The organism is Akkermansia muciniphila ATCC BAA-835, assembly GCF_000020225.1.
Lineage (GTDB): Bacteria > Verrucomicrobiota > Verrucomicrobiia > Verrucomicrobiales > Akkermansiaceae > Akkermansia > Akkermansia muciniphila.
Map to the genome: position 1 here is coordinate 1015525 of NC_010655.1, position 25575 is coordinate 1041099.

19 protein-coding genes and 1 riboswitch are annotated in these 25575 nt (G+C 57.3%); of the genes, 6 read left to right on the top strand and 13 right to left on the bottom strand.

Translation table 11 applies throughout. The features are described from left to right. Window positions 1-162: 162 nt before the first annotated feature. A complete protein-coding gene (locus AMUC_RS13030) occupies window positions 163-564 on the top strand; it encodes a thioredoxin family protein (RefSeq protein WP_042447795.1) in 402 nt (133 codons plus the stop codon). Window positions 565-743: 179 nt separating this feature from the next. On the opposite strand, the gene AMUC_RS04620 is transcribed toward AMUC_RS13030, so the two are convergent. Next, window positions 744-2207 (bottom strand): hypothetical protein, encoded by a 1464-nt coding sequence (locus AMUC_RS04620; RefSeq protein ID WP_012419901.1) that lies wholly within the window; start codon window positions 2205-2207, stop codon window positions 744-746. 154 nt (window positions 2208-2361) lie between these two features. Between AMUC_RS04620 and AMUC_RS04625 the strand changes: the two genes are divergently transcribed. Together AMUC_RS04625 and AMUC_RS04630 are read left to right on the top strand one after the other, a co-directional pair. Continuing rightward, the gene (locus AMUC_RS04625) at window positions 2362-2634 is read left to right on the top strand and encodes an HU family DNA-binding protein (RefSeq protein WP_012419902.1); all 273 of its coding nucleotides are present in this window, start codon (window positions 2362-2364) and stop codon (window positions 2632-2634) included. Between the two features lie 129 nt (window positions 2635-2763). After that, entirely contained in the window at window positions 2764-4914 is a 2151-nt protein-coding gene (locus AMUC_RS04630; protein ID WP_012419903.1) for an alpha-galactosidase, read from the top strand. A gap of 321 nt (window positions 4915-5235) precedes the next feature. Here AMUC_RS04630 and AMUC_RS04635 read toward each other — a convergent pair whose 3' ends face one another. The 7 genes from AMUC_RS04635 to AMUC_RS04665 form a co-directional block, all read right to left on the bottom strand. After that, window positions 5236-6849 (bottom strand): aspartate:alanine exchanger family transporter, encoded by a 1614-nt coding sequence (locus AMUC_RS04635; protein WP_012419904.1) that lies wholly within the window; start codon window positions 6847-6849, stop codon window positions 5236-5238. A 114-nt stretch (window positions 6850-6963) separates the two neighbouring features. Continuing rightward, entirely contained in the window at window positions 6964-7443 is a 480-nt protein-coding gene (locus AMUC_RS04640; RefSeq protein WP_012419905.1) for a response regulator, read from the bottom strand. Then, complete coding sequence (locus AMUC_RS04645; RefSeq protein ID WP_012419906.1) at window positions 7430-8872, bottom strand: ATP-binding protein; 1443 nt, start codon at window positions 8870-8872, stop codon at window positions 7430-7432. The genes AMUC_RS04640 and AMUC_RS04645 overlap by 14 nt, the downstream gene beginning before the upstream one ends. Before the next feature lie 67 nt (window positions 8873-8939). Beyond that, window positions 8940-10679 carry an SLC13 family permease gene (locus AMUC_RS04650; RefSeq protein WP_012419907.1) on the bottom strand — a complete coding sequence of 580 codons (1740 nt, stop codon included), beginning with the start codon at window positions 10677-10679 and terminating at the stop codon, window positions 8940-8942. Between the two features lie 78 nt (window positions 10680-10757). Further along, on the bottom strand, window positions 10758-11510 hold the full coding sequence (locus tag AMUC_RS04655) for an anaerobic ribonucleoside-triphosphate reductase activating protein (RefSeq protein ID WP_012419908.1): 753 nt from the start codon (window positions 11508-11510) through the stop codon (window positions 10758-10760). A 26-nt stretch (window positions 11511-11536) separates the two neighbouring features. Then, complete coding sequence (gene nrdD / locus AMUC_RS04660; RefSeq protein WP_012419909.1) at window positions 11537-11731, bottom strand: anaerobic ribonucleoside-triphosphate reductase; 195 nt, start codon at window positions 11729-11731, stop codon at window positions 11537-11539. Window positions 11732-11782: 51 nt separating this feature from the next. After that, window positions 11783-13879, bottom strand: coding sequence for a ribonucleoside triphosphate reductase (locus AMUC_RS04665; RefSeq protein WP_012419910.1), 2097 nt, complete (start codon window positions 13877-13879; stop codon window positions 11783-11785). 156 nt (window positions 13880-14035) lie between these two features. Next, window positions 14036-14233, bottom strand: a riboswitch (cobalamin riboswitch). 258 nt (window positions 14234-14491) lie between these two features. On the opposite strand from AMUC_RS04665, the gene AMUC_RS11890 reads away from it, so the two are divergent. Beyond that, window positions 14492-16663 (top strand): glycoside hydrolase family 88 protein, encoded by a 2172-nt coding sequence (locus tag AMUC_RS11890; protein WP_167525139.1) that lies wholly within the window; start codon window positions 14492-14494, stop codon window positions 16661-16663. Between the two features lie 51 nt (window positions 16664-16714). On the opposite strand, the gene AMUC_RS04675 is transcribed toward AMUC_RS11890, so the two are convergent. Together AMUC_RS04675 and AMUC_RS04685 are read right to left on the bottom strand one after the other, a co-directional pair. Next, entirely contained in the window at window positions 16715-18433 is a 1719-nt protein-coding gene (locus tag AMUC_RS04675; RefSeq protein ID WP_012419912.1) for a phosphoethanolamine transferase, read from the bottom strand. A gap of 228 nt (window positions 18434-18661) precedes the next feature. Continuing rightward, complete coding sequence (locus tag AMUC_RS04685) at window positions 18662-19210, bottom strand: rubrerythrin family protein (RefSeq protein WP_012419913.1); 549 nt, start codon at window positions 19208-19210, stop codon at window positions 18662-18664. A gap of 205 nt (window positions 19211-19415) precedes the next feature. Between AMUC_RS04685 and AMUC_RS04690 the strand changes: the two genes are divergently transcribed. Beyond that, window positions 19416-19913 carry a hypothetical protein gene (locus AMUC_RS04690; RefSeq protein WP_052294443.1) on the top strand — a complete coding sequence of 166 codons (498 nt, stop codon included), beginning with the start codon at window positions 19416-19418 and terminating at the stop codon, window positions 19911-19913. Window positions 19914-20151: 238 nt separating this feature from the next. Here the strand turns inward: AMUC_RS04690 and AMUC_RS04695 are convergent, their stop codons facing one another. Both AMUC_RS04695 and AMUC_RS12760 read right to left on the bottom strand, forming a co-directional pair. Then, window positions 20152-21300, bottom strand: a complete 1149-nt coding sequence (locus AMUC_RS04695; RefSeq protein WP_012419915.1) for a M42 family metallopeptidase — start codon at window positions 21298-21300, stop codon at window positions 20152-20154. Window positions 21301-21390: 90 nt separating this feature from the next. Then, a complete protein-coding gene (locus AMUC_RS12760; protein WP_012419916.1) occupies window positions 21391-23040 on the bottom strand; it encodes a beta-N-acetylhexosaminidase in 1650 nt (549 codons plus the stop codon). A gap of 129 nt (window positions 23041-23169) precedes the next feature. On the opposite strand from AMUC_RS12760, the gene AMUC_RS12765 reads away from it, so the two are divergent. Then, entirely contained in the window at window positions 23170-24360 is a 1191-nt protein-coding gene (locus tag AMUC_RS12765) for an MFS transporter (RefSeq protein WP_012419917.1), read from the top strand. Between the two features lie 8 nt (window positions 24361-24368). Here the strand turns inward: AMUC_RS12765 and AMUC_RS04710 are convergent, their stop codons facing one another. Beyond that, window positions 24369-25514, bottom strand: coding sequence for an alkaline phosphatase (locus AMUC_RS04710; protein ID WP_012419918.1), 1146 nt, complete (start codon window positions 25512-25514; stop codon window positions 24369-24371). Between the last annotated feature and the right edge of the window lie 61 nt (window positions 25515-25575).

The following is a 25575-nucleotide window of genomic DNA, read 5'->3' on the forward strand; positions in this document are numbered from 1 at the left end:
TTTCTTTCTTTGTGTTGTTCCGCTGCGGTTTCAGGGTTGTTTGCCCCTCAGGCCGGCATAGCTCAACAGCGTCCTCCCATTTTCGGGTTTGCCAATAAAGACAGGATACCTGAAGTTAATAAGTCGGGCAGTCCCGTTTTTGACAAACTCCGTAATGAAGCTATGAAGAAAAAACTGCCGCTGGTAATTTATCTTACTGGTTCTTCGTGGTGTTCCCAGTGCAATATTTTTACCCGGGAATATATCAAAAAAACAAATTTCAAAAATGCCGCCGGGAAAAAATTTATATTTTGGCTGGTGGACACCAAACAGGCGCCGGGCAATTCTCCGGGGACGTTTAATTTTAAAATGGTTCCGGAAGAAGCCGCAAAAATCGTGGGGTGTGCGGATTCTCCCCGTGCGCCGTATGTGGTTCTTGGTCCTCCCGCTGTGTTTATCATTGACCCTGTTTCCGGAGAATTGATCAAGAGCCTGTTCCCTAAGAGTGAAGTGGACAAGTATGGAAAACCTCTTGCCGGAATTATTGAAGAAACCTGGGCGGAGTTTTCCCGCAAGCCCAAATAGGAAACGGAATGTATGCGGGGAACGTCCGGTATTTTCATGCTCCAGCCAAGATGACGGGGAACAATTCCAAAAGTTCTTTTGTTTATTTTATAGGAAGCGAAAAAATCCTCCCGGCATCCCTCCGGCTCCTTTAAAAAAGGCAGCGTGCGGAATCTTTTTCCGGGGCGGAGCGATTGCCGTTAAAAACGGTAAATGAAGCGCAGCCATGGGCGCGGCGTGCCGGAATAGTAGGGATACCACCGGTGTTCGGGGTGGTGCATGGTGCGGCCCCATTCATCCTGACGGCGCGCCTGGGGCGTATAGAAGAGCTGCTTCCACTCCCGGCTGACGAAGGAAGAAGGCTCTGTTTCCGAAGCCGGAGGCGCCAGAAACGCCTGGAGGGCGCTGGAAGAACAGCAATAATAGGGAATGTTGAACCGGGGCGCCATTCCGAACGCCAGCAGAAGCCATATCCAGACGCGGAAACCGGGATGCCGCGTCCAGGAGGAAGCCAGAAAGGCAAGCAGGCAGGCCATGACCGGAACGCTTCCTTTGCAAAGCAGGTCATTGACGTCTCCGTTCACGTAAAAAAAAGGCAGAATCAGGCCGGTTGCCAGCGTACAGATAAAGAGGGGATTCCTCCGGAAATCCCGCCAGCAGAACAGGGCGTACAGCAGGAATGAGGTCGCCATAAGCGGGAAATCCCCCGGATGCGTATAAAAAGGCCGCATGCCCATGTGGGAGGATGGCGCGTTTACCGTCCCATAATAAAGAAGGAAGCACACTCCCAGCAGAACGGAGGCCGAAAAGGAGGGATGGAGCAGGACATCCCGGAGAGGGGGGACGCCTCTCCACTGACGGTACCACTGGCAGGCCGCCAGGGGTAGCCCTCCGAGGGCCGCGAGGGGGGAATAAAAGGCCGTGGCTGCGAACAGAAGGGGTATCCAGGGCAGAGGCATGCGTCCCGAAGCCAGGAAGATGAAAAAGAGCAGAACTGGAATGGAAGCGTTTGCGCTGCACATGATTTGTTCCGCCGTGCCGAAGTAATGCAGGCGGAACAGGTCCAGCCCCAGCCAGCACTGGAAATTCAGCAGAGAACCGAATGCCGCCATCAGCAGGGCGAGCAGCAGGGAGCGGCGTCCGGAGAAAACGCAGAGCCACAGCCAGGCAAGAAACAGTCCCCAGGCTCCCCACAGAACGACAAGCACGCGCGCGGCATCCAGCCCCGCCAGTTTTCCCGCCAGGGCTGGGATTAGCCAGAGCCCCGTGTTGTAAACCAGCATGTTCCCGTCCGGAAAGATGACGGGCCATGGGCTGGCTACCAATTCACGCAGGCAGGCGTTTCTGACGATATGGTCAGGGTGCTGGTTGACCCATTCCCCCCAGCCGGAAAGCGTCATCAGGGCGGCAAACGCCGCCAGGGCGAGAAATGAAGAGCGGGTAAACAGGGGGAAGGCAGGGAGGGAATCCCTTGTTTGCGGTTCCTTGCGTTTTCGGGGAGCCAGTCCCGCAGCCGTCAAAAACATGAGGGGGAGAGCGGCGTACCAGTGCATCCACCCGGCCAGGAATACCAGGACGGGCAGCAGAAGCCAGGCGCAGGTGTGCCACTTCAGCGCAGTTGCGTTGAACGCTTGTTCCGGGCACGGGGCATCAGCGGCAGGCATTTCCCCTGAACCTTAATGGGGCCGGCCCGCGGGGGCAAGGAGGAAACTCGCAGGCCGGAATGGAAGGGGGGGATTTGTATGGGTATAGTGGCAGGAATGAGGGTGCGCCGTTGCCGCTTTACCGGAGAAACGGGGGCCTCATACTGGGAGGCCTATGAACAAAACACAATTTATCCGGGAGCTCCAGCGTGAGCTGGGGAATGACGTTACTTCCCGGCAGGCGGAACATGCGTTGAACGCGGTGCTGGAGACGATTGCGCGAGCAGTCCGGAGGCGGTCGCTGGTGAAATTCCGGGGCTTTGGCACTTTCCGCGTCAAGCGGCGCCGCGCCCGCATCGTACGCCATCCGGAAAACGGCGGCAGGCTGCTGGTGCATGAATCGAAAACCATGAAATTCCGCCCCTCTTCCCTTCTGTGGAAGGAGTAGGGGAAACGCTCGGGAACTCCTGTCATTTTGCCATTGACTTCCCCGTCCGTGGAGGCCCTTAATGTGGATAAGGCAGGAGCGTTTTTGCCTGCCTGAATAAGTAACTGGCCCTTTCCGCATTTGCCGATCATGATTCCGGATTCCGTTCATTTGCTGACCCGTTCCTCTCAGATGACCCTGTACAAAGATGAACAGGGCCGTGTGCGCCGCGCCTATTACGGACCGAAGCTGCGTGAACCGGAGGATGCCCTGGAAAACGCCGCGGATGCTCCTCTCCTGTATTCCTCCCTGGCGGATTCCGTAACAGGGCTTCCCAATGCGTCCGGCGAGTACTGCATTTGCGTAACCCAGGCGGACGGGGCCCTTTCCCTGAGCCTGGAATGCCTGGATTGGGAAGTGCTGGAACTGGATGACGACCGGGAAGAAGCCGTCTTCTATGGGAAGGACCCTTCCTACCCTGTGCGGGTGGAAATCCACGTGCGCTCCCACAGGGAATCGGACACTTTTCTGCAATGGGCGGTGATTCGGAACGAAGGGAAAGAAGGCATCCGCCTGCACCGCGCGGCATCCGCACAGCTGGGTTTGCGCGCAGAACGGTATTTCGTCACCAGCTTCCGCGGCACCTGGGGCGGCGAGTCCCTGATGAGTGAGGAAGAAGTGGCCCGGGGGCATGAACTTGCCCTGGTATCCGGAACCGGCACCCGCACCGCCCAGGAGGGAAGCCCCGGATTCATCATCTCTCTGGACGGTCCGGCGCGGGAGGATTCCGGGGAGGTGGTTCTGGGGGCGCTGGCATGGTCCGGCAATTACCGGATATGGTTCCGGCACAGCCCGTATCATTACCTTTTTGCCGGAGCGGGGCTGGATATGGCTCCCGCGCCCTATCTGCTGGACGGCGGCGGTGTGTTCAAGACGCCGCCCCTCATTCTGGCGCACAGTAAAAACGGCAAGGGAGAGGCCTCCCGGCGCATCCACCGCTGGGCGCGCCGTTACGGCCTGCGCGGTGGAGAATCAGAGAGGCCGACCTTGCTGAATTCCTGGGAGGGGGTGTATTTTACCTTTACGGAAAAAGTGCTGCACGGCATGATGAAACGTGCGGCAGACTTGGGGATAGAGCTTTTCGTGCTGGATGACGGCTGGTTTGGCGGCCGGTTCCCCCGCAATGACGCCCGTGCCGGATTGGGGGACTGGCAGGTTAACCGCGCTAAATTGCCTCATGGACTGGAAGACCTCATTCGCCAGGCGGAAAAACTGGGAATACGCTTCGGCATCTGGGTGGAGCCGGAAATGGTGAACCCTCATTCGGAGCTTTATCAGAACCATCCGGAGTGGGCCATCGGTCTCCCGCATCGGGAAAACAGGCTGGAACGCAGCCAGTATTTGCTGGACCTGAGCAATCCTCATGTATGCAGGTACATTCTTGATGCCATGCGGAAGCTGCTTGGGGAGCATCCGGGTATTTCCTACGTCAAATGGGATTGCAACCGCAAAATTTCCGACCCCGGCTCTCCCTGGCTGGATGCCTGCCGCCAGGGGAATCTGCCCATTGACTATGTGCGGGGCTATGAACGTATTCTTGAGACGCTGGCGGCGGAATTCCCGGATGTGATATTCCAGGCCTGTTCCTCCGGAGGAGGCCGCGCCGACTATGGAACCATGCGGAAGCATCATGAATTCTGGACGTCCGACAACACGGACGCTTATGAACGCGTGTTCATGCAGTGGGGCATAGGCCACCTGTTCCCGGCTATTTCCATGGCCGCCCATGTGACCGCCTCCCCCAACCACCAGACGGGCCGCTCTGCTCCGCTCAAATTCCGGTTTGACGTGGCCATGTCCGGCCGGCTTGGTTTTGAACTCCAGCCATGTGACATGACGGAGGAGGACATGGTTTTTTCCAAACGGGCTCTGGCGGAATACAAGCGCATCCGCCCCGTAGTCCAGTTCGGTGACTTGTACCGGCTTTCCTCCCCGTATGAAAGCCGGGTGGCCTCCCTGATGTATGTATGCGGAAAACGGGCTGTCGTTTTCGCCTGGCTGATGGATAAATGGCTGGCGGATTCCCCTCCGCCCCTGCGCCTGAAAGGCCTGAATTTTTCCGCTAGGTACTTGGTGCGGGAAATCAACATGAATGAAGACGGCTCTCTCACGGATGTTCACGAACGAAGGCTGGGAGGCGACTTTCTGATGGACGCCGGCATCCGCATCCGCTGGAAAAAGGCCTTCCAGTCCGTCTGCCTGGAGGTGGTGGAAACAAACCCTGATGCTCCGGCTTCATGATAAAAAGCTGTAGACTTTCCGCCAGCAGCCTGATGTTCTTTTTTCATAGTGGGAACCGGCGTTTGGCGCAGGTTTCATCCCCGCTTTGTTAATATTGTGAGTTATGCGGCCAACTTGCCATTCTGACGCCGCTTCTTCATAAGGGGTAGATGGCAGGTGTAAACGGTACGCCCGTGACGGAATGCATGATCCCTTTCCGGCTTTTCAGCTGAACCGGATATTGGGGCAGTTGCGTTAAGGGGGCACTAACATGAAGGCGGCAATAAAAGAATTATTGCCGCCTTTATTCTTTATTGAGTTCCTGTGGATTTGCTGGCAGTCCTAGATGCCCACCACGCCGCCGATGGTCTGGATGATGACCTTGGCAATGATGGTCATCAGGATAAGGGCCACGGGGTAGGCGGTGGCGTAGCTGACCACGGGAGCCTGGGAGTCCGTTTTGCTGGCGATGGCCCCCAGAGCCGGGGTGGAGGTCATGCCGCCGCAGATGCCGCCCAGGCATTCCAGAATGTTCATCTTGAAGACCTTCATGCCCACGAAGTAACCGGCAAACATGCCGGAGCAGGTGACGATAACGCCCATGATGAAGACGGCCGCGCCGTGGGTGGCTACCGTATCCACCAGGTCCGCTCCGCCCTTGATGCCGGCGTCAGCCAGGAAGAAGACCAGCCCCAGGTCCTGTAAAAGAAGGCGCGTGGGGCGCGGGATGTAGCCGACGATGGGGCCCAGCCGTCCGAAGTGGCCGAGCAGCAGGGCGACGATGAGGGGGCCTCCCGCAATACCCAGGGAGATTCCCGCGCCGTTGCCGAGGCTGAAGTTGACCAGGCCAAGAATGATGCCCAGGGAGAGGCCGAAGCCCAGGGAAAGCAGGTCCGTCTGGTTCATGTCCTGGCTGCGGTGGCCGATTTTGTCCCCGTATTTGGTAAGGTTTTCCGGGGTCCCCACCACGGTCAGCACGTCGTTGCGTTCCAGCGTGGTTTCCCCCGTGGGGACGAAAGTGAAGCCCAGGCGGGAAATGCGGGAGATAATGATACCGTCCGTACGCAGGGTTTTCAGGTCGCGGAGCTTGTGCCCGGCATAGTTCTTGTTTGTCAGAATCAGTTTGCGGCGCTCCTTCTGGGAGTCCATGGGGTAGGGATTGTCACATACTTCCCCCAGAAAGGCGATGTCGTGGGGCATGGTGTCGCTGTTGCCCACGATGAGGACTTCCGTTCCTTCCCGGAACGTGTCTTCCGGAGTCAGAGGCATCAGCCTGTCGTTGCGAACCACGCGGGTGACCATGCAGTGCAGGCCGTCCAGCAGCTTGCAGTCCGCAATGTTCTGGCCTATCAGGTTGGGCTGTGTGACGCGGACAAGGCGGGAAATGATGCTGACCTCCTGTCTGGAATGCATGGCTTTGGCCTCTTTGTTGAGGTCAAAGTGCAGCAGGCGCGGCAGAAGCTGGACGAAAAGGACCACGCCCACCACGCCGAACGGATAGGCGATGCCGTAACCGATGCTGACGCCGCTTCCGGAGGCTCCCGGCAGGCTTTCCGTGGCGGCCGCCAGCGCCGGGGTGCTGGTGCATGCGCCGGCAAAGATGCCGGAAGAGATTCCCGCGGGAACTTTGAACCAGATGCCGAAGAGGCAGGTGAATAAAGCTGACACTCCTACAATCACCGCAGACATGATGGCCAGTTTGCTGCCCTGCTTGGCGATGGCGGAAAAGAAGCGGTTGCCCGCGCTGAGGCCCACGCAGTACACAAAGAGCGCCAGACCCAGCTGCCCTACGCCGTCGGGAATGGCCAGGCGGTAGTGGCCGGCGGCCAGAGCCACGAAAAGAACGCCGGAAAGGCCCAGGTTCAGTCCGTATATTTTAATGCTGCCGAGAGCGATGCCGAAAAATATGATTCCGAAAAGAACCAGGGTACTGTGATGGAGCAGGATATCAAACATAAAGGCGGTTAGCGGTTTTGTTCCCTTCCTTGACGAAGGGAGGGGGAATGCCCGTCAGGATGAGAATGCGTGCGTTGAAAAAGTAGAGGGTGCGGCGTATGCCTTCCAGCCCCGTCAGTTTCTCCGCAGGTAATCCAGCAGAGTGGCCTGGTCCAGGCAGGACATATAGGGCATGTGGTCGATGCCCTTGTCCATGATGAACCTGGTCAGCAGTTTGCGGGCGGTCGCAAGGAGAACGGCGGGATCCCAGGGTTTTTCCAGATAGTTGTCAATGTGTGCGTCATTGACGGCCTGGATGGTGTCCGCGTGGGTGGCCTGGCCGGTCAGCAGGATTTTGCGTGTCCCGGCAAAACGGTCGTCTTTGGCGATGCCTCCAAGCAATTCTACTCCTGAACCTCCCGGCATGACGTGGTCGGAAATAATCAGTCCCGTCAGTTCTCCGTCCTGGTCGAATTCTTCCAATAGCTCGCGGCATTCGGATGCGGATTCCACCCCTTCCAGGCGGAAGCAGGAATTCAGCGGACGAAGGTCGCGCAAAACGCTGTCCAGGACTTCCGGCTGGTCGTCCACGCAAATGATGTTAATTTTTTCCATGATTGTTGATGGTTGGTATGACTATCGTAAAAACGGTATGGCCCGGAACGCTCTCCAGGCGGATGCGGCCGCCGTAGCTGTCCACAATGCGCCGGACGATGGTGAGCCCCAGCCCCAGGCCGAAGGAAAGACCTTTCTTTTTGGTAGTGAAGTTGGGACGGAAAATTTTTTCATGCAGGTCCTTTGGGACGCCGGGGCCATTGTCTGTGACGGAGACCAGAATTTCACGGGTGGTATGGGATGTCTGGTCCTTGCTGCTGATTTTTTCCACCCGGCATTCTACGTGGATGGAAGGGTTGGGGGTATTTTCTATTTTCAGCGCGTCGCAGGCGTTTTGAAGCAGGTTGATCCAAATTTGAACGAGCTCCGTCATATCTGCGAAGATGCCGGGCACGGAGTCTCTGGGAGGCAGGACCATTTCAAAATCAACGCCTCGCAGACTGGACTTGACCAGAGCAACAGCTTCCGTAAGGGAGTCCGTCACGTTTACGCCTTCTTCCCGTCTGGTGTTGCCTCCTCCCAGCAGGCGAACGGAACGGACAATGGCTGTAGCATGCCTGACAGCCAGTTTCATATCGTGCAGGTCGTGTCCCAATTCCCAATAAGGGAGGTTTTGTTCCAGCTGGCTGAGGAATGGCTTGTTCAGCAGCTCCGGCTGATTCTGTATGTCCGGAATCAGGGCCAGGGCCTTGGCCACGTCCTGGGAAAGCCCGTAATTTTTTTCAAACTGGCGCGCCAGCCTGCGCTGTTCGGAAGTGGATGAGGAGGAAGCCCCTTCCAACCCTTTGTTGTACAGGGTGTAGCGGAAGGCGTTTTCCTGGCGGAACATGTTGTCCAGGGTTTCCAGAACAAAGTCTGTTTTACGGGACAGGACTCCCAGGGAATTGTTGAGCTCATGGGCTATTCCAGCGGATAATTGCCCCAGGGTGGCGGCCATTTCAGAACGGTGGAGCATCCGCAGCGCTTCTTCCTTTTCCGCAGTGCGGTCAAAGACGCGGGTATTGCGCGCCGCCAGTTCATGGACAATGGCGGGAACAAACTGTTCCAGGAGCGTGCCGTAGTGTTCCACGTCCACGGCAGGGGTGGCGGTGTCGATATAGGCCAGTTCCAAATCAGTTTCCGCAATGAGATCGGAGGAGCTGCGGAACCATCCGGAAAAGAAACTCTGCACTCCCAAATAGTCTCCGGGACCGGCCCGGAACGCCTTGTAGATTTTGTGGGAAGTGGAAGCTGTTTCCGGGTCTTCTTTAACGACGTGGCGGTAGGAAACCACGCTGCCGGATAAAATCAGGTAAAGCCTTTTGTTCTGTTCCCCCTGGCGGACGACGCTGTTTCCCCTGCTGATGGTAATAATGCGGTCCGGATCGGAGAAGTACGCCAGATTGATGCGTTTTAGTTTTTTCTGGAATTCTTCCTGTTCAATGATCATAGGGCGCTTTTCCCGTTGATGTTGGCCATGCCGGGGCAACATGTCCCGGCATGGAACATTACCTTACTTAAAAAGCATGGCATTGGGCAAGAATCATCATCATGACGTAGGTTAAAATCATGCCCAGGATGCCCAGGATGACGCCGGAAATGGCCATTCCCTTGGAGCTGACCAGGCCGGTGGCATAGGCCAGGGCGTTGGGGGGGGTGCTGATGGGAAGGCTCATGCCCAGGGAGGAGGCGAAGGCCACGGACACCAGCAGGGCGGTAACGCCGCCCAGGGGGGCCAGGTTGTCACCCATGTTGACGCCGACAACGGCGATAATCGGGATGAGCAGGGAGGCCGTAGCCGTATGGCTCATGAAGGTGGCCATGAACAGGCAGATGATTCCCGTACCCACCATGAGCGGGAAGGGGGACCATTGGGCAAAGGGAATGGAGCCGATCAGGTTTTTTGCCAGTCCGGTGTCTTGCAGGGCCAGCCCCAGGGCAAAGCCGCCGGCTACCAGCCAGAGCACGTCCCAGCCCATTTTCTTCAAGTCTTCCTTGGTGATGGTTTCCGTAATGGCAAAGACGGCGATGGGAATCATGGCGATGGTATTGGAGTCCAGCCCGTGTACTCCCTTGCCCGTTACCCACAGCAGGACGGTAACGGCAAAGGTGACGTAAACGATAATGGCCTTGGGGGTTCTCAGGAATTTCCCTCCCACCTGAAGTTCCAGTTTCTTTTGAGAGATGGGGAACAGCCACAGCAGGAGAAGCCACGCAATCAGAATCATGACGATGACGAAAGGAATGCCGAACATGAGCCATTTGCCGAAGGAGACGTCCAGCCCCATACCCTGCAGCGCCTTCAGCGCGATTGCGTTGGGGGGCGTGCCGATAGGCGTTCCAATGCCGCCGAGGTTGGCGGCGATGGGGATGGCCAGGGCAAAGGCGGCGCGGCCTTTGTCTTCCGGAGTGAACAGGGCCAGCACCGGCGTCAGGATGGCGAGCATCATGGCGGCCGTAGCCGTATTGCTCATAAACATGGAGAAAAGAGCCGTTACGGACATCAGCCCCAGAAGTACGAATTTGGGATTGGTGCCGAAGGGTTTTAAAAGTACTTTGGCCAGGTTCATGTCCAGCCTGTATTTGGTTGCGGCCGCAGCTAGGAAAAAGCCGCCCAGGAAAAGCATGATGATGGGATCCGCGAAGGTGGCCATCGTGGATTTTTGCTGCATGGTGTTGACAAATTGCAGCCCCTGGATGCGCGCGGTTATTTCCTTGCTGTACAGGCGCCCGGCCGCGGTCTTGAGCTGGGCGGCTATGGATTCCTGCCCGGCGGCTTCTTCCGTTTTTCCTTCACGGGACAGTTCCTGTGCGTTCAAGTCTATTTTTTCATAAGCGTCCATGAGCTGGAACCCCAGGGTCATCCTCACTTCTTCCGCGTCCAGCTTGGTTTTCTTATTTAACCGGTTTTCGACATTTTCCTTCAATTTGCCGACTATCTCCGGATTGATCCCTTTGCCTATGGCGTCATCCAGAATGGAGGATACCGCCGCCTTGTCATAGCGCTCCGGCATCAAGAATGAGAGAGAGCCGTTGGAGACGCACAGCAGGGACAGGGTAATGACCATCACGGAGGTGGTCCAGATAGGGATGGGTTCCAAAATCCAGAAGAGCGCCGCCATGACAAACATGGCGATGACGCGGATTTCAATAGGGCTTAATTGGATTCCCCATGAAGCGAAAGGCAGGAAGAAGACGACTCCTGCGGCGGCCAGGCTGATAGCTGCCTTGAGCAGCTTGTTTTGGGTTTCACTCATGAATAATAGCTGGTAATATGGTTGGCGGGCGGAAGGGTACTTCCCGATTTTACAAATAGAAACTTTTATTTAAAAAAATTATGTCAGAGGGGACGGCTGCCGTTTCCCGGAGCTGGAGCCGGGAGCTTTCTCCGTGATGGGAAAATTGCGCAACCCTATGGGGATATGCGTGTTTAGCAGAGATAAGTCAATCATCCGTTCGGGAGCGCCGATTTGGCCGAGTGTTTCCTCTGTATTAAAAAAATTCTGAAGGTAGTAGGTTCCTCTATAGCCGCGCGACGTCAAATCCCCGCTGATCTGGTTGATTTCCTTTTCCCCGAGAAGGCCGGAGTGGATTGTCGTTCGAACCTCAAACGGGAAATTTCTGTTGATCAGATAATCCAGCGTTTGAGTGAAGCAGGGGAATAAGTCCGGACGCCCGGTAATGGAGCCGAACAGTTTTTCCGGCGCTTTGTAATCCAGGGCAATATAATCGCAAAGCCCTTCCTCCACCAGCGTTTTCACCACGCCGGGCCGGGTGCCGTTGGTGTCTATTTTGACTGCGAAGCCAAGCTGCCGTATATTGCGGCAGATAGGGATAAGGTCGGGACACAGCGTGCACTCGCCTCCGGACAGAACCACCCCATCCAGAAATCCCACCCGATCTCTGAGAAAATCAAGATAGTCCGTCCGGTCTCCGGCAGGAGAATCCGTTCCCCTGACCAGGGAGACGTTGTAACAGTACTGACAAAACAAATTACAGCCTCTCAGCCAGAAGATGCAGGCCACCTTATTTGGAAAATCCAGCAAGGTGAGCGGCGTGATGTCTGCTATGCCCCGACCCGTTCCCATCGACTTCGCATATGTTGTTGGGAGAATTATCGCGGCTGTTCCGTTTGGGCGGAGCAGGAGCAGGGGCGGCCCGGTTCCACGAAGTGGACGCGGTCATGGAACTCGCCCTGTTTGCCGGCGTTGAAAGTTTCTACAGGGCGGTGATAGCCCATGACGCGCGTGTAAACGGTGCAGCGGGTCCGGTCCTGTGCGTATTTGCTTAATATTTCCTGTTTGGTCATTGTCGTATTAATGGTTGGGTTTGAAGTCGGGAGCCTATTGGAAAAGGGATTTTATTCATGCCTGTGGATGTGGAGCAGCTCCTCATCGCAGAAGGGGCAGTATTCGTGCTCCCCGCGCAGATAGCCGTGCTTCTCGCAAACGGAAAAGAGCGGGGTGACGGTGAGGTACGGCATGCGGAAGCGGGTCAGCACTTTGCGGACAATGTCCCGGCAGGCTTCCGGGGAGCTGATGGCTTCGTTCATGTACATGTGGAAGACGGTTCCTCCCGTGTAGCAGCATTGAAGTTCATCCTGAAGCTGGAGCGCCCGGAACAGATCACTTGTGTGGTCCACGGGAAGCTGGGAGCTGTTCGTGTAATAACGCTGCCCCACGGGGCCGGCCTGGATGATGTCAGGATAGCGTTTCTGGTCTTCGCGGGCGAAGCGGTGCGTGGTGCCTTCCGCGGGCGTGGCTTCCAGGTTGTACAGGTTGCCGGTTTCCTCCTGGTACTCCTGCATGCGCAAGCGGATGAATTCCAGGATCTCTTCAGCAAAGGCCCTGCCTTCTTCAGAGGTAATGTCCATCGTATCGTTGGAGAAATTGCGCAACAGCTCGTTCATGCCGTTGACGCCGATGGTGGAGAAATGGTTGCGGAAGGTGGGCAGGTAGCGTTTGGTGTAGGGGTACAGGCCGCGGTCATACATTTCCTGAACGAAGGCCCTTTTCTTTTCCAGGCAGGATTTGGCCAGGTCCAGCAGTTCTCCCAGCCTGGCGAACAGGGCCTCCCGGTTTTGCTTGAACAGGTAGCCCAGCCGGGCCAGGTTGATGGTCACTACGCCGATGGAGCCGGTCATTTCCGCGGAGCCGAAGAGACCGCCGCCGCGTTTGAGCAGTTCCCGCAGGTCCAGCTGGAGGCGGCAGCACATGGAACGCACGGCATCCGGCTTGTAGGCCCGTTCGTCAGGCACGCGTTCCCCGTGTTCATTGACGGTGTACTGGCTGCCGATGAAGTTCTGGAAGTAAGAGGAACCGATTTTGGCGGCGTTTTCAAACAGGAGAGGCACGTTTTCCCCTTCCCAGTCAAAGTCTTCCGTGATGTTGACGGTGGGGATGGGGAAGGTGAAGGGCTGTCCGGTGCTGTCCCCTTCCGTGAGAACTTCGTAAAAGGCCTTGTTGATCAGGTTCATTTCCTTCTGGAAATGCTTGTAGGTCAGTTCCGTCAGCTTGTTTGCCCCGCGTTCCCTCGCCAGGGCGAGCAGGTTCGCGTCTTCTATTCCTTCAAAGAGGTGTTCCCCTCCGCTGAAGGGGGCCTGATCCCGCAGGTCGCGCGGCACAGTCCAGTCGATCGTGACATTGGTAAAGGGAGATTGCCCCCAGCGCGAGGGTACGTTCAGGTTGTAGACAAAACTGCGGATGTCTTTCTTGATGCGGGGGAAGTCCGTCTGGTCCTTAAAAACGTAGGGCGCCAGGAAGGTGTCAAAGGAGCTGAAGGCCTGGGCGCCGGCCCATTCGCTTTGCAGAATGCCCAGAAAGTTCGCCATCTGGCCCAGGGCTTCCCGGAAGTGGCGGGGCGGCCTGCTGTTCACGCGGCTGCGCACGCCGTTGAATCCTTCATTGAGCAGGTTGCGGAGGCTCCATCCGGCGCAGTATCCGGTCAGGCAATCCAGGTCATGGATGTGGTAATCCCCTTCCCGGTGCGCGGCTCCTTCCCGTGCGGAGTAAACCTGGTCCAGCCAATAGTTGGCGATCACCTTGCCCGCCGTGTTGTTGATGAGCCCCGCATTGGAATACGTGGTATTGGAGTTGGCAGCAATGCGCCAGTCGCTTTGCCCGATATATTCCTCTACCGTCTGCTTGCAGTCCACATAGGTATTGCCGGAATAAAGGCCGCCAAGCTGTTCGCGCTGCATTTTGTGCAGGAAACGGTAGGTGATGAAGGCCTTGGCCGTGTCAAAATATCCGGAACGGAACAGGGCGCGTTCAATCATGTCCTGAATCTCTTCCACATGCGCACTGTCCTGATGGCTCAGCTTGGCTTCCACCTCTTCATAGATGGAACGGTTGTAGGCGGTCCCGGAACTGTGGAAGGCTTTTCTAATGGCCTCTTCAATCTTATAGCCCTGGTATTGCTCCTTTTTCCCGGAACGTTTGATGATGCTTGTTGCCATGATGGGTGTCTCGCTTGGAAAGGGTGGTGACCGCTCATCCGCGAGCCTGGGCAAAAGCCTGGAAAAACCATAGGCAGGGGCCAACCGCATGCGTGCATTCCCGGAAAGGGGGGCATGCCGAAGACCTGTGCGTATGTTCATCCTGTCCGCGGGATGGGAATACGGCAGCATCAGGTCGTCTTCTGGCTTCCGGTGCGACATGTGATGGGGACTTCCCGGCTGCCTGGGCAGCCAGTGTCCGGTCCATCGTCTACCGGTTACAGCGGCGCGTCCGCGACGGATTTTCACCGTCTTCCGTTACCTGCGCTGGAACGCAATGAACCACAGAAAGAGACCTCCCGCAAGAAAAATGTATAAATAATGTGTTAAATAATTATTCATATGCTATATATAGTATATAACGGTAGAAAAATGATTGATAACACAGCCTTCTTTTCCGTCATGGCACCATATATGCCCTTGCGCCCCTTTCCCGGTCTGGAGGAGCGCGGGAAAAGAAGAATTCTTGTTGCAAGAAAATTCCAGCCTTCTTTTCCCGTATAATATAACATGCGTTTCTTTGCCTTTTCAAAAAATGGATGGAAAAAATACTTTCTGTTGCCGGTCCTTTCCATGCTTTCCGCAGGAACTTCCGTTTCCGGGGCTTCCGCAGACTGGAATGAAAAGACCATCCGGGACAATCTTCAGCTGGTGGCGGAATGGCAGGCGAAGCATCCCAAAAAACGTTCGCCGCTGCATTGGACTTACGGTGCTTTTTATTCCGGCCTGGTGCAATATGGCCTGTCCGTTCCGGAAGGGCCGGGGCTGCCGTTGCTGAGAAAAGCGGGAGAAGAGCAGGGGTGGAAGACCCTGAACCGGCATTATCATGCGGACGACCATGCCGTGGGGCATGCCTGGATGGAGATGGCGATGGAAGACGGCAATCCCGCCGCAGCTGAAAAGATCCGCGCCGTGCTGGACAAGGTGATGAACCGGCCTTCCTCCGCTTCCCTCCAATTCCTGACTCCGGGCTGCCAGGACCGCTGGAGCTGGTCGGACGCCCTGTTTATGTCCCCTCCCGTGTTCGTGAAACTGGCGGCCTATACCGGAGACCGCCGTTATCTGGAGTTTATGGATAGGGAATACAAGCTTACCTGCGACTATCTTTTTGACCGGGAGGAGGGCCTGTTTTTCCGGGATTCCCGCTATTTTACCGTTCCGGCGGCAAATGGGAAAAAGATGTTCTGGAGCCGGGGCAACGGCTGGGTGATTGCCGGATTGCCTCTTATTTTGCAGGACATGCCTGCGGACTGGCCTTCCCGCCCCTTTTATGAAGACTTGCTTAAACGTCTGGCGGCAGCCCTGAAAAAATGCCAGTCGCCCGACGGTTCCTGGCATGCGAGCCTGCTGGATCCGGACGAACCTCCCTTGAAAGAGATGAGCGGCACCCTCTTTATCATGTACGGGATGCTGTGGGGAGTGAACCAGGGATATCTGGATGCGGATGAATACCTTCCCTCCATCTGTAAGGCCTGGAAGGCCGCCTGTGATGCGGTCAGCAAGGAGGGCGCGCTGGGATGGGTACAGCCTATTGCGGACAAGCCGGGCCATTATTCCGGGAAAGATACGGAGGTGTACGGCGCAGGGGCCTACCTGATGGCCGGGAGTGAGTTGCGTAAATATGTCATTGACCGGGATCATCCGCAGAAGAAGACCGTGACCGTTACGAATCCCCTGGGCAGGTTCCGCCCTGCTGAGACCGTGTCGGTTCCATGGCCGTCCGGAGGTTCCGGTGATGCCGCCGGCCTTCGCGTTTTTGACGTCCGTCACGGACGTGTTATCCCGCATCAGCTGGCGGATACGGATGGTGACGGAACAACGGATACCCTTTTGTTCCAGAGCAATTTCCGGCCCGGAACGGTTCGTGATTTCTGGATTCTGGAGAATTCCTGCCTGGGCGAAGCTCCTTCCGCGGATGTCTGTTTCAGCCGTCCGGTACCGGAGCGGCTGGATGATTTCGCATGGGAAAATGATCTTACGGCGCACCGGATTTACGGTCCGGCCGTCGCCAGGCCTGCCCCTGAGGGAGAGGGCCTGGTTTCCAGTGGGACGGATGTATGGAGCAAGCGCGCGGGCACTCCCGTTATCAATGAATTTTACAAACGGGGGGATTACCACCGGGATCACGGTCGGGGACTGGATATGTACAATGTAGGTCCGGGGCGGGGCTGCGGCGGCATTGCCGTGTTCAGGGATGGAAAACCGCATGTGTCCGGAAACTGGGCCAGCGCCCGGACATTGTACAATGGCCCGGTCCAGACCGCTTTTGAGGTGGTTTATGCACCGTGGGACATTGGCGGCGGCGTGCGTGTGGCGGAGACGCGGAGGGTGACGCTGGATGCGGGAAACCGTTTCTCCAAAGTCCGCAGCGTCTTGAACGTCCGGGGGGCTGAAACGGTGAAGGCCGGTGTGGGAATGGATACCGGAAAGCGCAGAAATGATTATGAAGCGGTTATGGAGGACCGGGAGTCCGGCGGCCTGATGACCGCATGGAGCAGGCCCCGGAAGGATGACGGATGCCTGGGAACCGCCGTAATCGTGCCCTGGGTTCCGGAAGGCCGTGCGGTGGATGCGGAAGGCTGTACCTACTTGCTCAGGAAGGTCGCGAACGGAGAACCCTTTGAATGGTACATGGGGGCGGTTTGGGACAAGGCTTCTCCCATTCGGTCCGCTGCCGGCTGGGAAGCGGAGGCTCGCCGTGTCCGGGAGTGCATCGGCCATCCACTGCAAGTCCGGGTGCGGTAGGAGCCGCCGCATCCTGTTGTTTCTCGCGGAGCGCGTGGCGGCTTCCTCTTGTTACGGCTGCGGCGGTGCGGGAATGGGCAGCCATTCCGCCAGCGTTTCCGGCTGGAGGGGGGCCGGAGTTTCCCGCGCGTCCGGAGAAGCCAGATTCAGGTCGTTCCTGACGATTTCCGACCGGATGGAAGCCAGGGAAAGAAGGGTATGGAAGATGTGGTCGTGGGAGACGGCTTTCAGCCGGTTGGCTTTCAGGGCGCGCACCATGTCCGGATAGCGTGAGGCGAAGGTGTCCGAATACCAGATGAACATGGCAGGCCGGTAAACAGGCGGCAGGATATGGCCCTGGAACATTTTTCCTTCCTCTCCCAGCGCTACGCCGTGGTCGGAGCAGTAAAAATAAATGGCGGGCCTGTTCTTCAACAGTGCAATCATGCGGTGAATGGAGGCATCCAGGTCGACGATGGAATTGTCATAGGCATTGACGGTTTCTTCCAGACGGGCCTTGGGGTCGTCCATATTGCAGGATGCCGGGGTAAAACATTCCGCCTGCGCGGGGTAGCTGAACGCCATATGGCTCCCGTTATTGTAAATGATATAAAGCTGCCTGTTGCGGCCGAAGTTTTTCAGGGATTCCTCCATGACCAGGGAAGTTCGTTCCTGCATCATTCCGGGCGTCTGGTGCTGGAGCGGCGTCTGTCTCCGTTCACGGCAGTTCCGTGTCAGGATGCCCAGGGAATAATCATGAATGGAATCTCCGCTCAGGTCCATGATACGGACGGTGCGGAATCCGTGTTTGTTGAACAGGTCAATGAAGGAGGAGTGACCGGGAGTGCGGCGGCACAGTTCCGCATCCGTAAACATGCCGATGGCGGAAATTCTGGTCACGATGCCAAAGGAAGTGGCATGCGGGAAGGAAACGACGTTGGGTTCTTTGGAAAGCCGGGGCATTGTGTTCCGATGGTAACCGTTCAGGGGAAGATGGTCCCCCCGGACACTCTCCCCCATGTGGAAAACCACGGCCAGGTCGTCTGGGGCTTCGCACTGGGAAAGGGGCTCCGCGCAGGACGGAAGATTCCGCAATGTGTTGAAACGCCCCGCATCCTGGGTGATGTATTCGTCCGCCAGTTTGCACGTCATTGCAATATCCACGAGAGGCCAGCCTTTGGCCTTGTCAGACGTGTAGTAAAGATAAAGGGGTTCCAAGCTGTAGGAGGCTGCCGGAATGCTCAGCAGCAGAAGGGCCGCGTACAGGCCCCAAATGCATGCCAGTGCACCCCACGTGGCTTTTTGACGCAGGGAACGGCGGCTCCAGTAGATGGCCAGGTAGATAAACCCGGCCAGAAGCAGGGTTCCTGCAATGGAAGCGGGGGTGCAGAAGGCGCAGGCTTCCTGGAAATTGGTCTCCGCCATGCTGGAAAGCACGGAAAGGTTCAGGACCAATCCGTACCGCATCTGCATCATGTACAGGCCCGCATTGAACAGAATGATGGCGGGAAGAAGGACATAGGCGGTGAAGCGGTATTTCAGGCAGAGAAGAATGGTGCCGCAGAGCAGGGATGCGGAGCAGGCGATGCCCATGCTGCTCATCAGCAGGCTTTGGCCATCGTTGAGCACATAGGGATTGGCCGCCAGCGCCGCCGCAAGCCCGGCTGCCCACAGGCAGCGCATGCGGCGGGGAATGAACGCGGCGCGCAGAGCCTGGCAGACAGCGGCCGACAGGCCGTATGCGGACGGATACCGTTCTGCGGAACCGGCGGATGCATGGGGAGGGATCATCGCAAAGGAGGGATAAAGAATGCTTCCTGCTTAAAGCGAAGAGAAATTATAAGAGTTTTAAAATGAATCGCAAGCAGAATGTTGGAGAAGCTTTTTCCGGTGTGGGCCGCCTCCGTAAAAAGGGAAGGGTTTTCTTTCATGGACTGCTGCGGCAAAAACAGAAAACCGCCCGGAATGTTCCGGGCGGTTCCTGGGTGCCGTGGACGGCCTCCGGTGCTCAAACGGAATTTATCCGATGACGAGGAATTTTTCAGCCTTGGTGCCGCAGAGGGGGCACGCATCCACGCCTTCCAGAGATTTGAACGTATCTCCGCAAACCAGGCATATCCAGTATTGCCTGGGCAGGGAACTGGTATCTCCGCTTTCCAGGGCCTTCAGGGCGACGGAATAAAAATCGGCATGTTCTTTTTCCGCTTCCGTGGCCCACGTGAAGGAACGGACGGCGGCTTTCTGCCCTTCCTCTTCCGCCACAGCGATGAATTCCGGATACATGCTTTCAAATTCATGGGTTTCCCCGGCAATGGCGGCTTTCAGGTTTTCCGCGGTGGTTCCTACATGGATCTGGATATCGATGGGCTCCATTGTTGCCCCCAGCTTTTCCAGAACCTTGTTGTGGTTGGCGGCGTGGACGGATTCCGCCTTGGAGGCGGCTTCAAACAATTTCTGAATAAGGGGCTGCCCTTCCTGGGCGGCTTTGGCGGCATAGGCCGCGTAAGTGGCGGAGGCGGTGCTTTCGCCCGTAATGGCAGCTTTCAGGTTTTCTATGGTCTTAGTCATCGGAAATAAATTTATAATAATTCTAAAAAGATGCAACTGAAAAAATCCTTCAAGGGAGGAAAAAACGCAAATTCCTCTTTCTGCGGCATCACGGGGAGCCGTTACACAATGATTCATTGACGCGTGCATGGCGAGCCTGTACAACGGAAACGTTATGAAGAGCATTGTAACAATTAGTTCGGCATGTGCCCTGGCATTTGCAGGTATGGCTTCCGCCCAGGATGCCCCGGCTCCGGCACCCGCCGCTGAAACTCCTGCCGCGCCCGTTGCGCCGGCCGCTGAAGTTTCCAAGGAAGCGAAGGAAGCCGCTGATCAGATGCTGGCGTTGATGAAGGAAATGTCCGCTACGCTCAGCACGGTGAAGGACAAGGCCACTGCAGACGCGGCTGCGGAAAAGATGGCAAAGATCAATGAAAAGGGGGAAGCCCTTTCCAAGAGCGCCCAGAAGGTTCAGGCTGAAATGGATGCCGCCATGCAGGCGCGCCAGGCCGAGCTTCTGCCCATTTTCATGGGCATGATGACTGACATGCAGCGTTTGCAGCAGGCCGACTTTTACGGAAGCCAGGCCCTGAAGGACGCCATGAAGCAGACCGGCGCTGCCGGTCCGGAAGAAGATGTGGAAGTGGAGGAAGATGTGGAGGTAGAAGCAGTTCCGGCCCCCGCTCCCGCCCAGAAGGAAGCGTCCGCCCCCGCCGCCAAGTAACTTTCTTTTTCAGGATTGTCTCTCCTCCGACATTGCGAGATGCCGGAGGATTTTTTTATGGCAGGGCCGTCTGAAAAAGCCTCCGGGGGGGGACGCAGGAACCTGCGGTATGCCTGGCTGAATGGGGGAGGACGGTGTCCGGAGTTTGCCGGAACATTTGAAGGAGGCTGAAAACAGGCAGGCCGCCTCCGTTTCCGGTGCGGCCTGCCGGGTAGTGATGAATGAATGGCCAGACCTGTTATTTGGCCTTTTTCTTCTTGGCAGCGGCTTTGGCGGGCTTGGCTGCCGTTTTTGCGGCCTTGGCGGGTTTTTCCGCCGGGCATTCGTTGACGGAGTTCCAGGACCAGTCCCATTTGTCCACGTTCATGGCGCAGGCGGTCAGAAGCGCTACGGAAGCGTCCAGGTCGTCTTTGTGAGCCATTTCAATAACCTGGTGCACATTGCGGGTGGGAACGGAAATGGCCCCGGCAATGGAACCGCCCGGAACGAATTTCTGCATGGCTCCGGCATCCGTGCCTCCCGCCGGCAGCATTTCCGTCTGCCATTTAATTTTGTTGGCGTCTGCCATGGCCTTCATGAACTTGACCATGCGGCGGTCTGCAATGACGGAACCGTCATACAGCTTGATGGCGGCGCCTGCGCCCAGGTGGGAAACCTGGTCGTGCGCCGGAGTTCCGGGAATGTCACAGGCGATGGTGACATCCAGGGCAATGGAGAAATCCGGTTGGATGTCCAGCGTGCCGGCCTGCGCGCCCCTCAGGCCCACTTCCTCCTGAACGGTAAAGGCGGCCACGAAGTTGCAGGAGGGTTTCTTCCTGGAAGCCTTGATGGCGCGGAGGGCTTCAATCAGCACGTAGCATCCGGCGCGGTTGTCCAGAGATTTGACGTTCACGCAATCCCCCATTTCCACCAAATCCCGTTCACGGGTAACGGAGTCGCCTACGGAAACGTATTTTTCCACTTCCTCCTTGCTCATGCCCAGGTCAATGAAGAAGTCGGTCACTTCCGGCAGCTTGGTACGTTCCGCCGGGGACATGACGTGGATGGGTTTCACGCCCATGACGCCGATGAGGTCTTTTTTACCGTGGACGATGACGCGCTGGGCCGTCAGCGTCTTGGCGTCAAAGCCGCCCAGTGGCAGGAATTTGATGAACCCCTTGTCGTCGATGTGACGGACCATGAACCCGATTTCATCCATGTGGGCGGCGGCCATCATGGTTTTTTCCGTGTTTTTGCCTTCCACGATGGCAATCACGCTGCCCATGTTGTCCACGCGCACGGCGTCCACCAGCGGGGCCACTTCCTGGATGATGAAATCGCGGATTTTGTCTTCAAACCCCGGAGCGCCCGGAGTCACGCAAACCTGACGAAGCAGTTCCAAATTCATAATGCCGCCAATGTAATGGTTTTCATGAAGGTTGGCTAGCCCATAATGCGGCCTCCGGAAGGAGGCTCCGCAGGAACCCGTCTGCCGTGCTTAACGGCGTTCCCGCGTAATGACGGCCTTCGGCTGTGCGGGGGCTCCATTGTCCGGTCTTTTGTAATTGACGCCGCGGGCGTCCAGGAAGGGAAGCTGGCGGTCGAGGCGTTTACGGAAATCTTTCTCATTTTTTAGCTCCTGCGGGGTCCAGGCAACTTCCGCCAGCGCCAGGGCGCGGGGGAAGACATGGTATTCCCATTTCGGCAGGTTCGGGATATATTCCGTCCAGATGTTCGCCTGGCAGCCCAGCACCTGCTTTTCCCGTTCCCGGGGCGTTCCCTGAGGCACCGGTTCCAGTCCGTAAACATGCTGCCAGGTCAGCTGATTGTTATTAATCGTCTCGTATTCGGGGGCAGCGGGTTTTCCGGGCCCCTGGTCATAGTCAAAGTACAGGTGGCTGTTGGGCGTCATCACAATATCGTTGCCTTGAGCCAGGGCTTGTGCGGCGATGTGCGGCATTTGGCTGCGCCAAACCATCATGGTAGCGGTGGGGGAAAGGCCCCCTTCCTGGATTTCATCCCAGCCAATGAGCCTTTTTCCGCGGTTATTGATCATTTTTTCCACGCGGCGGATGAAGTAGCTCTGGAGCTCGTGTTCATTGGCCAGGCCGTTGTCCTTCATGACCCGCTGGGCCGTGGGGGACTGTTTCCACTGATTCTTGGGCGCTTCATCCCCTCCGATGTGGATGTAGGGGCTGTCCGGGAACAGGGCGCATATTTCATCAATGACGTCTTCCAGAAAACGGAAGGTTTTTTCCGTGGGGGAGAAGGTATAGGAGTGCACGCCCCAGGTTTCCTGCACCCTAGGCTCATAACCCGGGATGTCCGTATTCCCCAGTTCCGGATAGGCGGCGATGGCTGCGGAGGCATGGCCTGGCATTTCCACTTCCGGAATGACGGTAATGCCCCGGTCTCTGGCGTACCGCACCACATCCCGGATTTCATCTGCGGTGTAATGGCCGGAGTAGGGGATGCCGTCTCCCTTATTGCGGTTGCCGATGACGGGGGATTGAGCCCGGGCGCCTCCCACGGTTGTCAGCCTGGGGTACTTGGCGATTGGGAGACGCCACCCCTGGTCGTCCGTCAGGTGCCAGTGCAGGGTGTTGAATTTATACCGTTCCATCAGGTCCAGCACTTTTTTGATGTCCCGCACGGGCATCATGTGGCGGCAGCTGTCTACCATCAGGCCCCGCCATGAAAAGCGGGGCTGGTCTTTTACGTCCATCCGGGGCAGGGCCGGAGCTCCGTTTTTGTCGGCAGCGATGCTTTGAACGAGGGATTGAAGGGCATACAGGGTTCCGTTCACGGAACCGGAGGCAATGGAGATGGAATCCGGCGTTACGGCAAGGCGGTAGCCTTCCCTGCCCAGGGAAGCGTCTTCCGTAAAGATGATGTCCGCGTTGTTTTTAACCAGGGCCGTGTTGATCCCGTTGTCGCGGAAAATCCGTTCCGCCTGCCTGGAAAGAGGATTTTTTTCCGGGAGCCTGACGCCGTTTTTCAGGGAAAACCCGCTTTCTCCGGTTTGGACGCGCATGGCGGCGGGCAGGGGAATGGTATGGGGCGCTTCGAGAACCGGAGAGGATGGGGCGCCCCAGCAAAGGGAAAACAGGCTGAAAACCGTGGCGGAAAAGGTACACTTGGAAATCATAGCGTACGTAAATACGCGGCATTTTCCGGGAAAATTCCGTTTCGAGGTTATTTTTGCAAATGCAGAGAAAACCGGCACATGAAAATAGCGGTTGTTCCGTCCGGGCGCCTGTGAGAGTATTCCCGCGCTATGAATGGAGCCGCTTCCCCCCGCATCAGGAAGACGATGGTATTTGTGCTGCTGGCGCTTTTTCTGGGCCAGTTCGGAAGCGGTGTGTATGATCTCGTTTTCAGCAATTTCCTTCGTGATGCCCAGCATCTTGACGTGGAGATGCGCGGGCTGATTGAATTCCCCCGGGAATTGCCCGGCATCCTGTCTCTTTTTGTGGTCAGCCTGCTTTTCATGTTTAATGAGGTCCGCGTGGCCGGGGTGGCGTGCCTGCTGATGTTCGGCGGCATGTACGCGCTGGCTTTCTGCGGCGCCGGAACCAGCCTGTGGACCCTGTCCGCATGGATTCTGACGGTGAGCCTGGGCCAGCATATCCTGATGGGCATGATTGATACCATTGTCATTCATACGGCAAGGCCGGAAAACTGCAGCCTGCGGCTTGGCCAGATGAAGGCTCTGGGAACGGCTGCCGCGTTGCTGGGGGCGTTGTGCGTGTGGATCAAGTGGAAATTCAACCAGTCTTTTGCCGTGGACTTTTTCGTCACGGGGGGCGTGTGCCTGCTGGCGTTCCTGTTCCTGAGCCGGGTGAAGACGCCCGTCTTTCCGCAGCGACGCGGCTGGAGGCAATGTTTCGTCTTCAAGCGCAGGTATGCCGTTTATTATGGGTTGGAAATTCTGCACGGCATCCGCAAGCAGCTTTATCTGACCTTTGGTTTCTGGCTGATGGTCAGCACGCTGGGCCAGCCTCCCGGATATATCGGAAAAACCCTGCTCATGGCCGGTGTCATCGGACTGGTTACTCAACCCCTTATCGGCTGGAGCATCAAGCGCTACGGGGAACGGAAGGTGACGATTTTCGACAGCGTGGCGCTGTCCCTCCTGTGTCTGGCATACGCCTTCGCGCCGGAGCTGCTGCCCCTGCATTGGGCCGTGGGGGTAGTGACCGCCTGCTTTGTCCTGGACAACCTGCTGTTCGCCCTGGGTATGGCCCGGAGCACCTACGTGGCCCGCATCTGCGAGAAGCCGGAAGACATTACGCCAAGCATTTACACCGGGCTGGCCATCAATCATGTGGCTTCTATCGCTTACGGAGTGCTGGGCGGCGTGATCTGGATGAATACGGGCGGCCCGCAAGCGGTGTTCCTGATAGGCGGCGTGGCTACCGCCGGGGCCGGGCTGGTGGCGCGGCGCATGGACAGGCCACAGCCTTGACAGAGTACCTAACGCACGGGTTTGCCCGCACCTTTTTTAAAGGCATCCATGATCTTGCTGAAGATGGCCGTATTTTCATAAATGCCGGTGAAAGCACCGCTTCCCGCGCCGAAAGCGTACACCGGAACAGCCACGCCGTCATGACTGCCGGAACCGAACCGGGCCGTTATTTCACCCTTTTCCCGGCTGCCGCCCGTGAGCGCGAATGCCCCCGTATTATGGTCCGCCGTGATGACGACCAGGGTGCCGGGGTGTTTGGAGGCCCAGTCAAGCACGGCTCCCGCAGTCCGGTCAAAATCAAGGAGTTCTTCCATCATTTCTTCCAGGTTGTTGCTGTGGGCTGCCTTGTCGATGTTGGACCCTTCAATCATCAGGAAAAATCCGTCGGGATTCCGGGAAAGGGTGTCCAGGGCTTTCAGTGCGGCTTGGCGGAAAACGTCTCCCCGCTTGGAGGGCGGGGGAAGATTCCCCGGAGCGGTGACGGCCAGTGTTTTTCCGGGAGGCAAGGCGCCGGCTTCTTCCCAGGTGCGGGCGACGCGGTATCCCTGCGCCTGCATTTCCTGGAAGATATCCCTGCCGTCCGGCCTCTGCGTGAAGTATTTGCCGCCGCCGCCAAAGATGAAATCGGCACGGGAACGGGGGTAATCCCCAATGATGCCGTAGGCATCCGATCTTTTTTCATTATTGGCGCAGAAAGATGCCGGGGTGGCGTCATTCAGCTCGCAGGTGGCGATAACGCCGGTGGATTTGCCCATGTCCGCCGCCTTGTCCACCAGGGAATCCAGCCTGTTGCCCTTGGGGCATACGGCGACTCGATGGTAAAGCGTCTTGGTTCCCGTCGCCATGGCGGTGCCTGCAGCGGCGGAGTCCGTGACCAGCTTGTCCGCGCACCATGTTTTGGAAATACCCGTAACCGGGCAGTTCTCAATAAATAAGCGTCCTCTGTTGGCTGCCCATGCGGCGGAAAGGTGGTGGATGCCCATGCCGTCTCCAATCATCAGGATTACGTTGGTGACGGGAAGGCTGCGGTCAGGTTCCGGGATTTCCGCCACCGGATAGGGGCGTTCCAGAATGAAGCGCTGGTTTTCCGCCGCCGGAAGCAGGGACGGAGCAAGAAGGAGGGCAAAGGCTAAAAGGCGCAGCGGAGAAGTCATGCAATCACTTTCCCGTCTGCGGCGGAACAAGTAAAGAGGAAAAAATATGCCGGTCCCGTAT

Excerpts from the sequence above, each read along its gene's own strand:
- AMUC_RS04665 (WP_012419910.1), bottom strand. The coding sequence starts at position 13,879 with ATGGCAACAAGCATCATCAAACGTTCCGGGAAAAAGGAGCAATACCAG.
- AMUC_RS12765 (WP_012419917.1), top strand. The coding sequence starts at position 23,170 with ATGAATGGAGCCGCTTCCCCCCGCATCAGGAAGACGATGGTATTTGTG.
- nrdD (WP_012419909.1), bottom strand. The coding sequence starts at position 11,731 with ATGACCAAACAGGAAATATTAAGCAAATACGCACAGGACCGGACCCGC.
- AMUC_RS04675 (WP_012419912.1), bottom strand. The coding sequence starts at position 18,433 with ATGATCCCTCCCCATGCATCCGCCGGTTCCGCAGAACGGTATCCGTCC.
- AMUC_RS04645 (WP_012419906.1), bottom strand. The coding sequence starts at position 8,872 with ATGATCATTGAACAGGAAGAATTCCAGAAAAAACTAAAACGCATCAAT.
- AMUC_RS04625 (WP_012419902.1), top strand. The coding sequence starts at position 2,362 with ATGAACAAAACACAATTTATCCGGGAGCTCCAGCGTGAGCTGGGGAAT.
- AMUC_RS04710 (WP_012419918.1), bottom strand. The coding sequence starts at position 25,514 with ATGACTTCTCCGCTGCGCCTTTTAGCCTTTGCCCTCCTTCTTGCTCCG.
- AMUC_RS04690 (WP_052294443.1), top strand. The coding sequence starts at position 19,416 with ATGGCTTCCGCCCAGGATGCCCCGGCTCCGGCACCCGCCGCTGAAACT.
- AMUC_RS04640 (WP_012419905.1), bottom strand. The coding sequence starts at position 7,443 with ATGGAAAAAATTAACATCATTTGCGTGGACGACCAGCCGGAAGTCCTG.
- AMUC_RS13030 (WP_042447795.1), top strand. The coding sequence starts at position 163 with ATGAAGAAAAAACTGCCGCTGGTAATTTATCTTACTGGTTCTTCGTGG.
- AMUC_RS04695 (WP_012419915.1), bottom strand. The coding sequence starts at position 21,300 with ATGAATTTGGAACTGCTTCGTCAGGTTTGCGTGACTCCGGGCGCTCCG.
- AMUC_RS04685 (WP_012419913.1), bottom strand. The coding sequence starts at position 19,210 with ATGACTAAGACCATAGAAAACCTGAAAGCTGCCATTACGGGCGAAAGC.
- AMUC_RS04620 (WP_012419901.1), bottom strand. The coding sequence starts at position 2,207 with ATGCCTGCCGCTGATGCCCCGTGCCCGGAACAAGCGTTCAACGCAACT.
- AMUC_RS04655 (WP_012419908.1), bottom strand. The coding sequence starts at position 11,510 with ATGGGAACGGGTCGGGGCATAGCAGACATCACGCCGCTCACCTTGCTG.
- AMUC_RS04650 (WP_012419907.1), bottom strand. The coding sequence starts at position 10,679 with ATGAGTGAAACCCAAAACAAGCTGCTCAAGGCAGCTATCAGCCTGGCC.
- AMUC_RS04630 (WP_012419903.1), top strand. The coding sequence starts at position 2,764 with ATGATTCCGGATTCCGTTCATTTGCTGACCCGTTCCTCTCAGATGACC.
- AMUC_RS04635 (WP_012419904.1), bottom strand. The coding sequence starts at position 6,849 with ATGTTTGATATCCTGCTCCATCACAGTACCCTGGTTCTTTTCGGAATC.
- AMUC_RS11890 (WP_167525139.1), top strand. The coding sequence starts at position 14,492 with ATGCTTTCCGCAGGAACTTCCGTTTCCGGGGCTTCCGCAGACTGGAAT.
- AMUC_RS12760 (WP_012419916.1), bottom strand. The coding sequence starts at position 23,040 with ATGATTTCCAAGTGTACCTTTTCCGCCACGGTTTTCAGCCTGTTTTCC.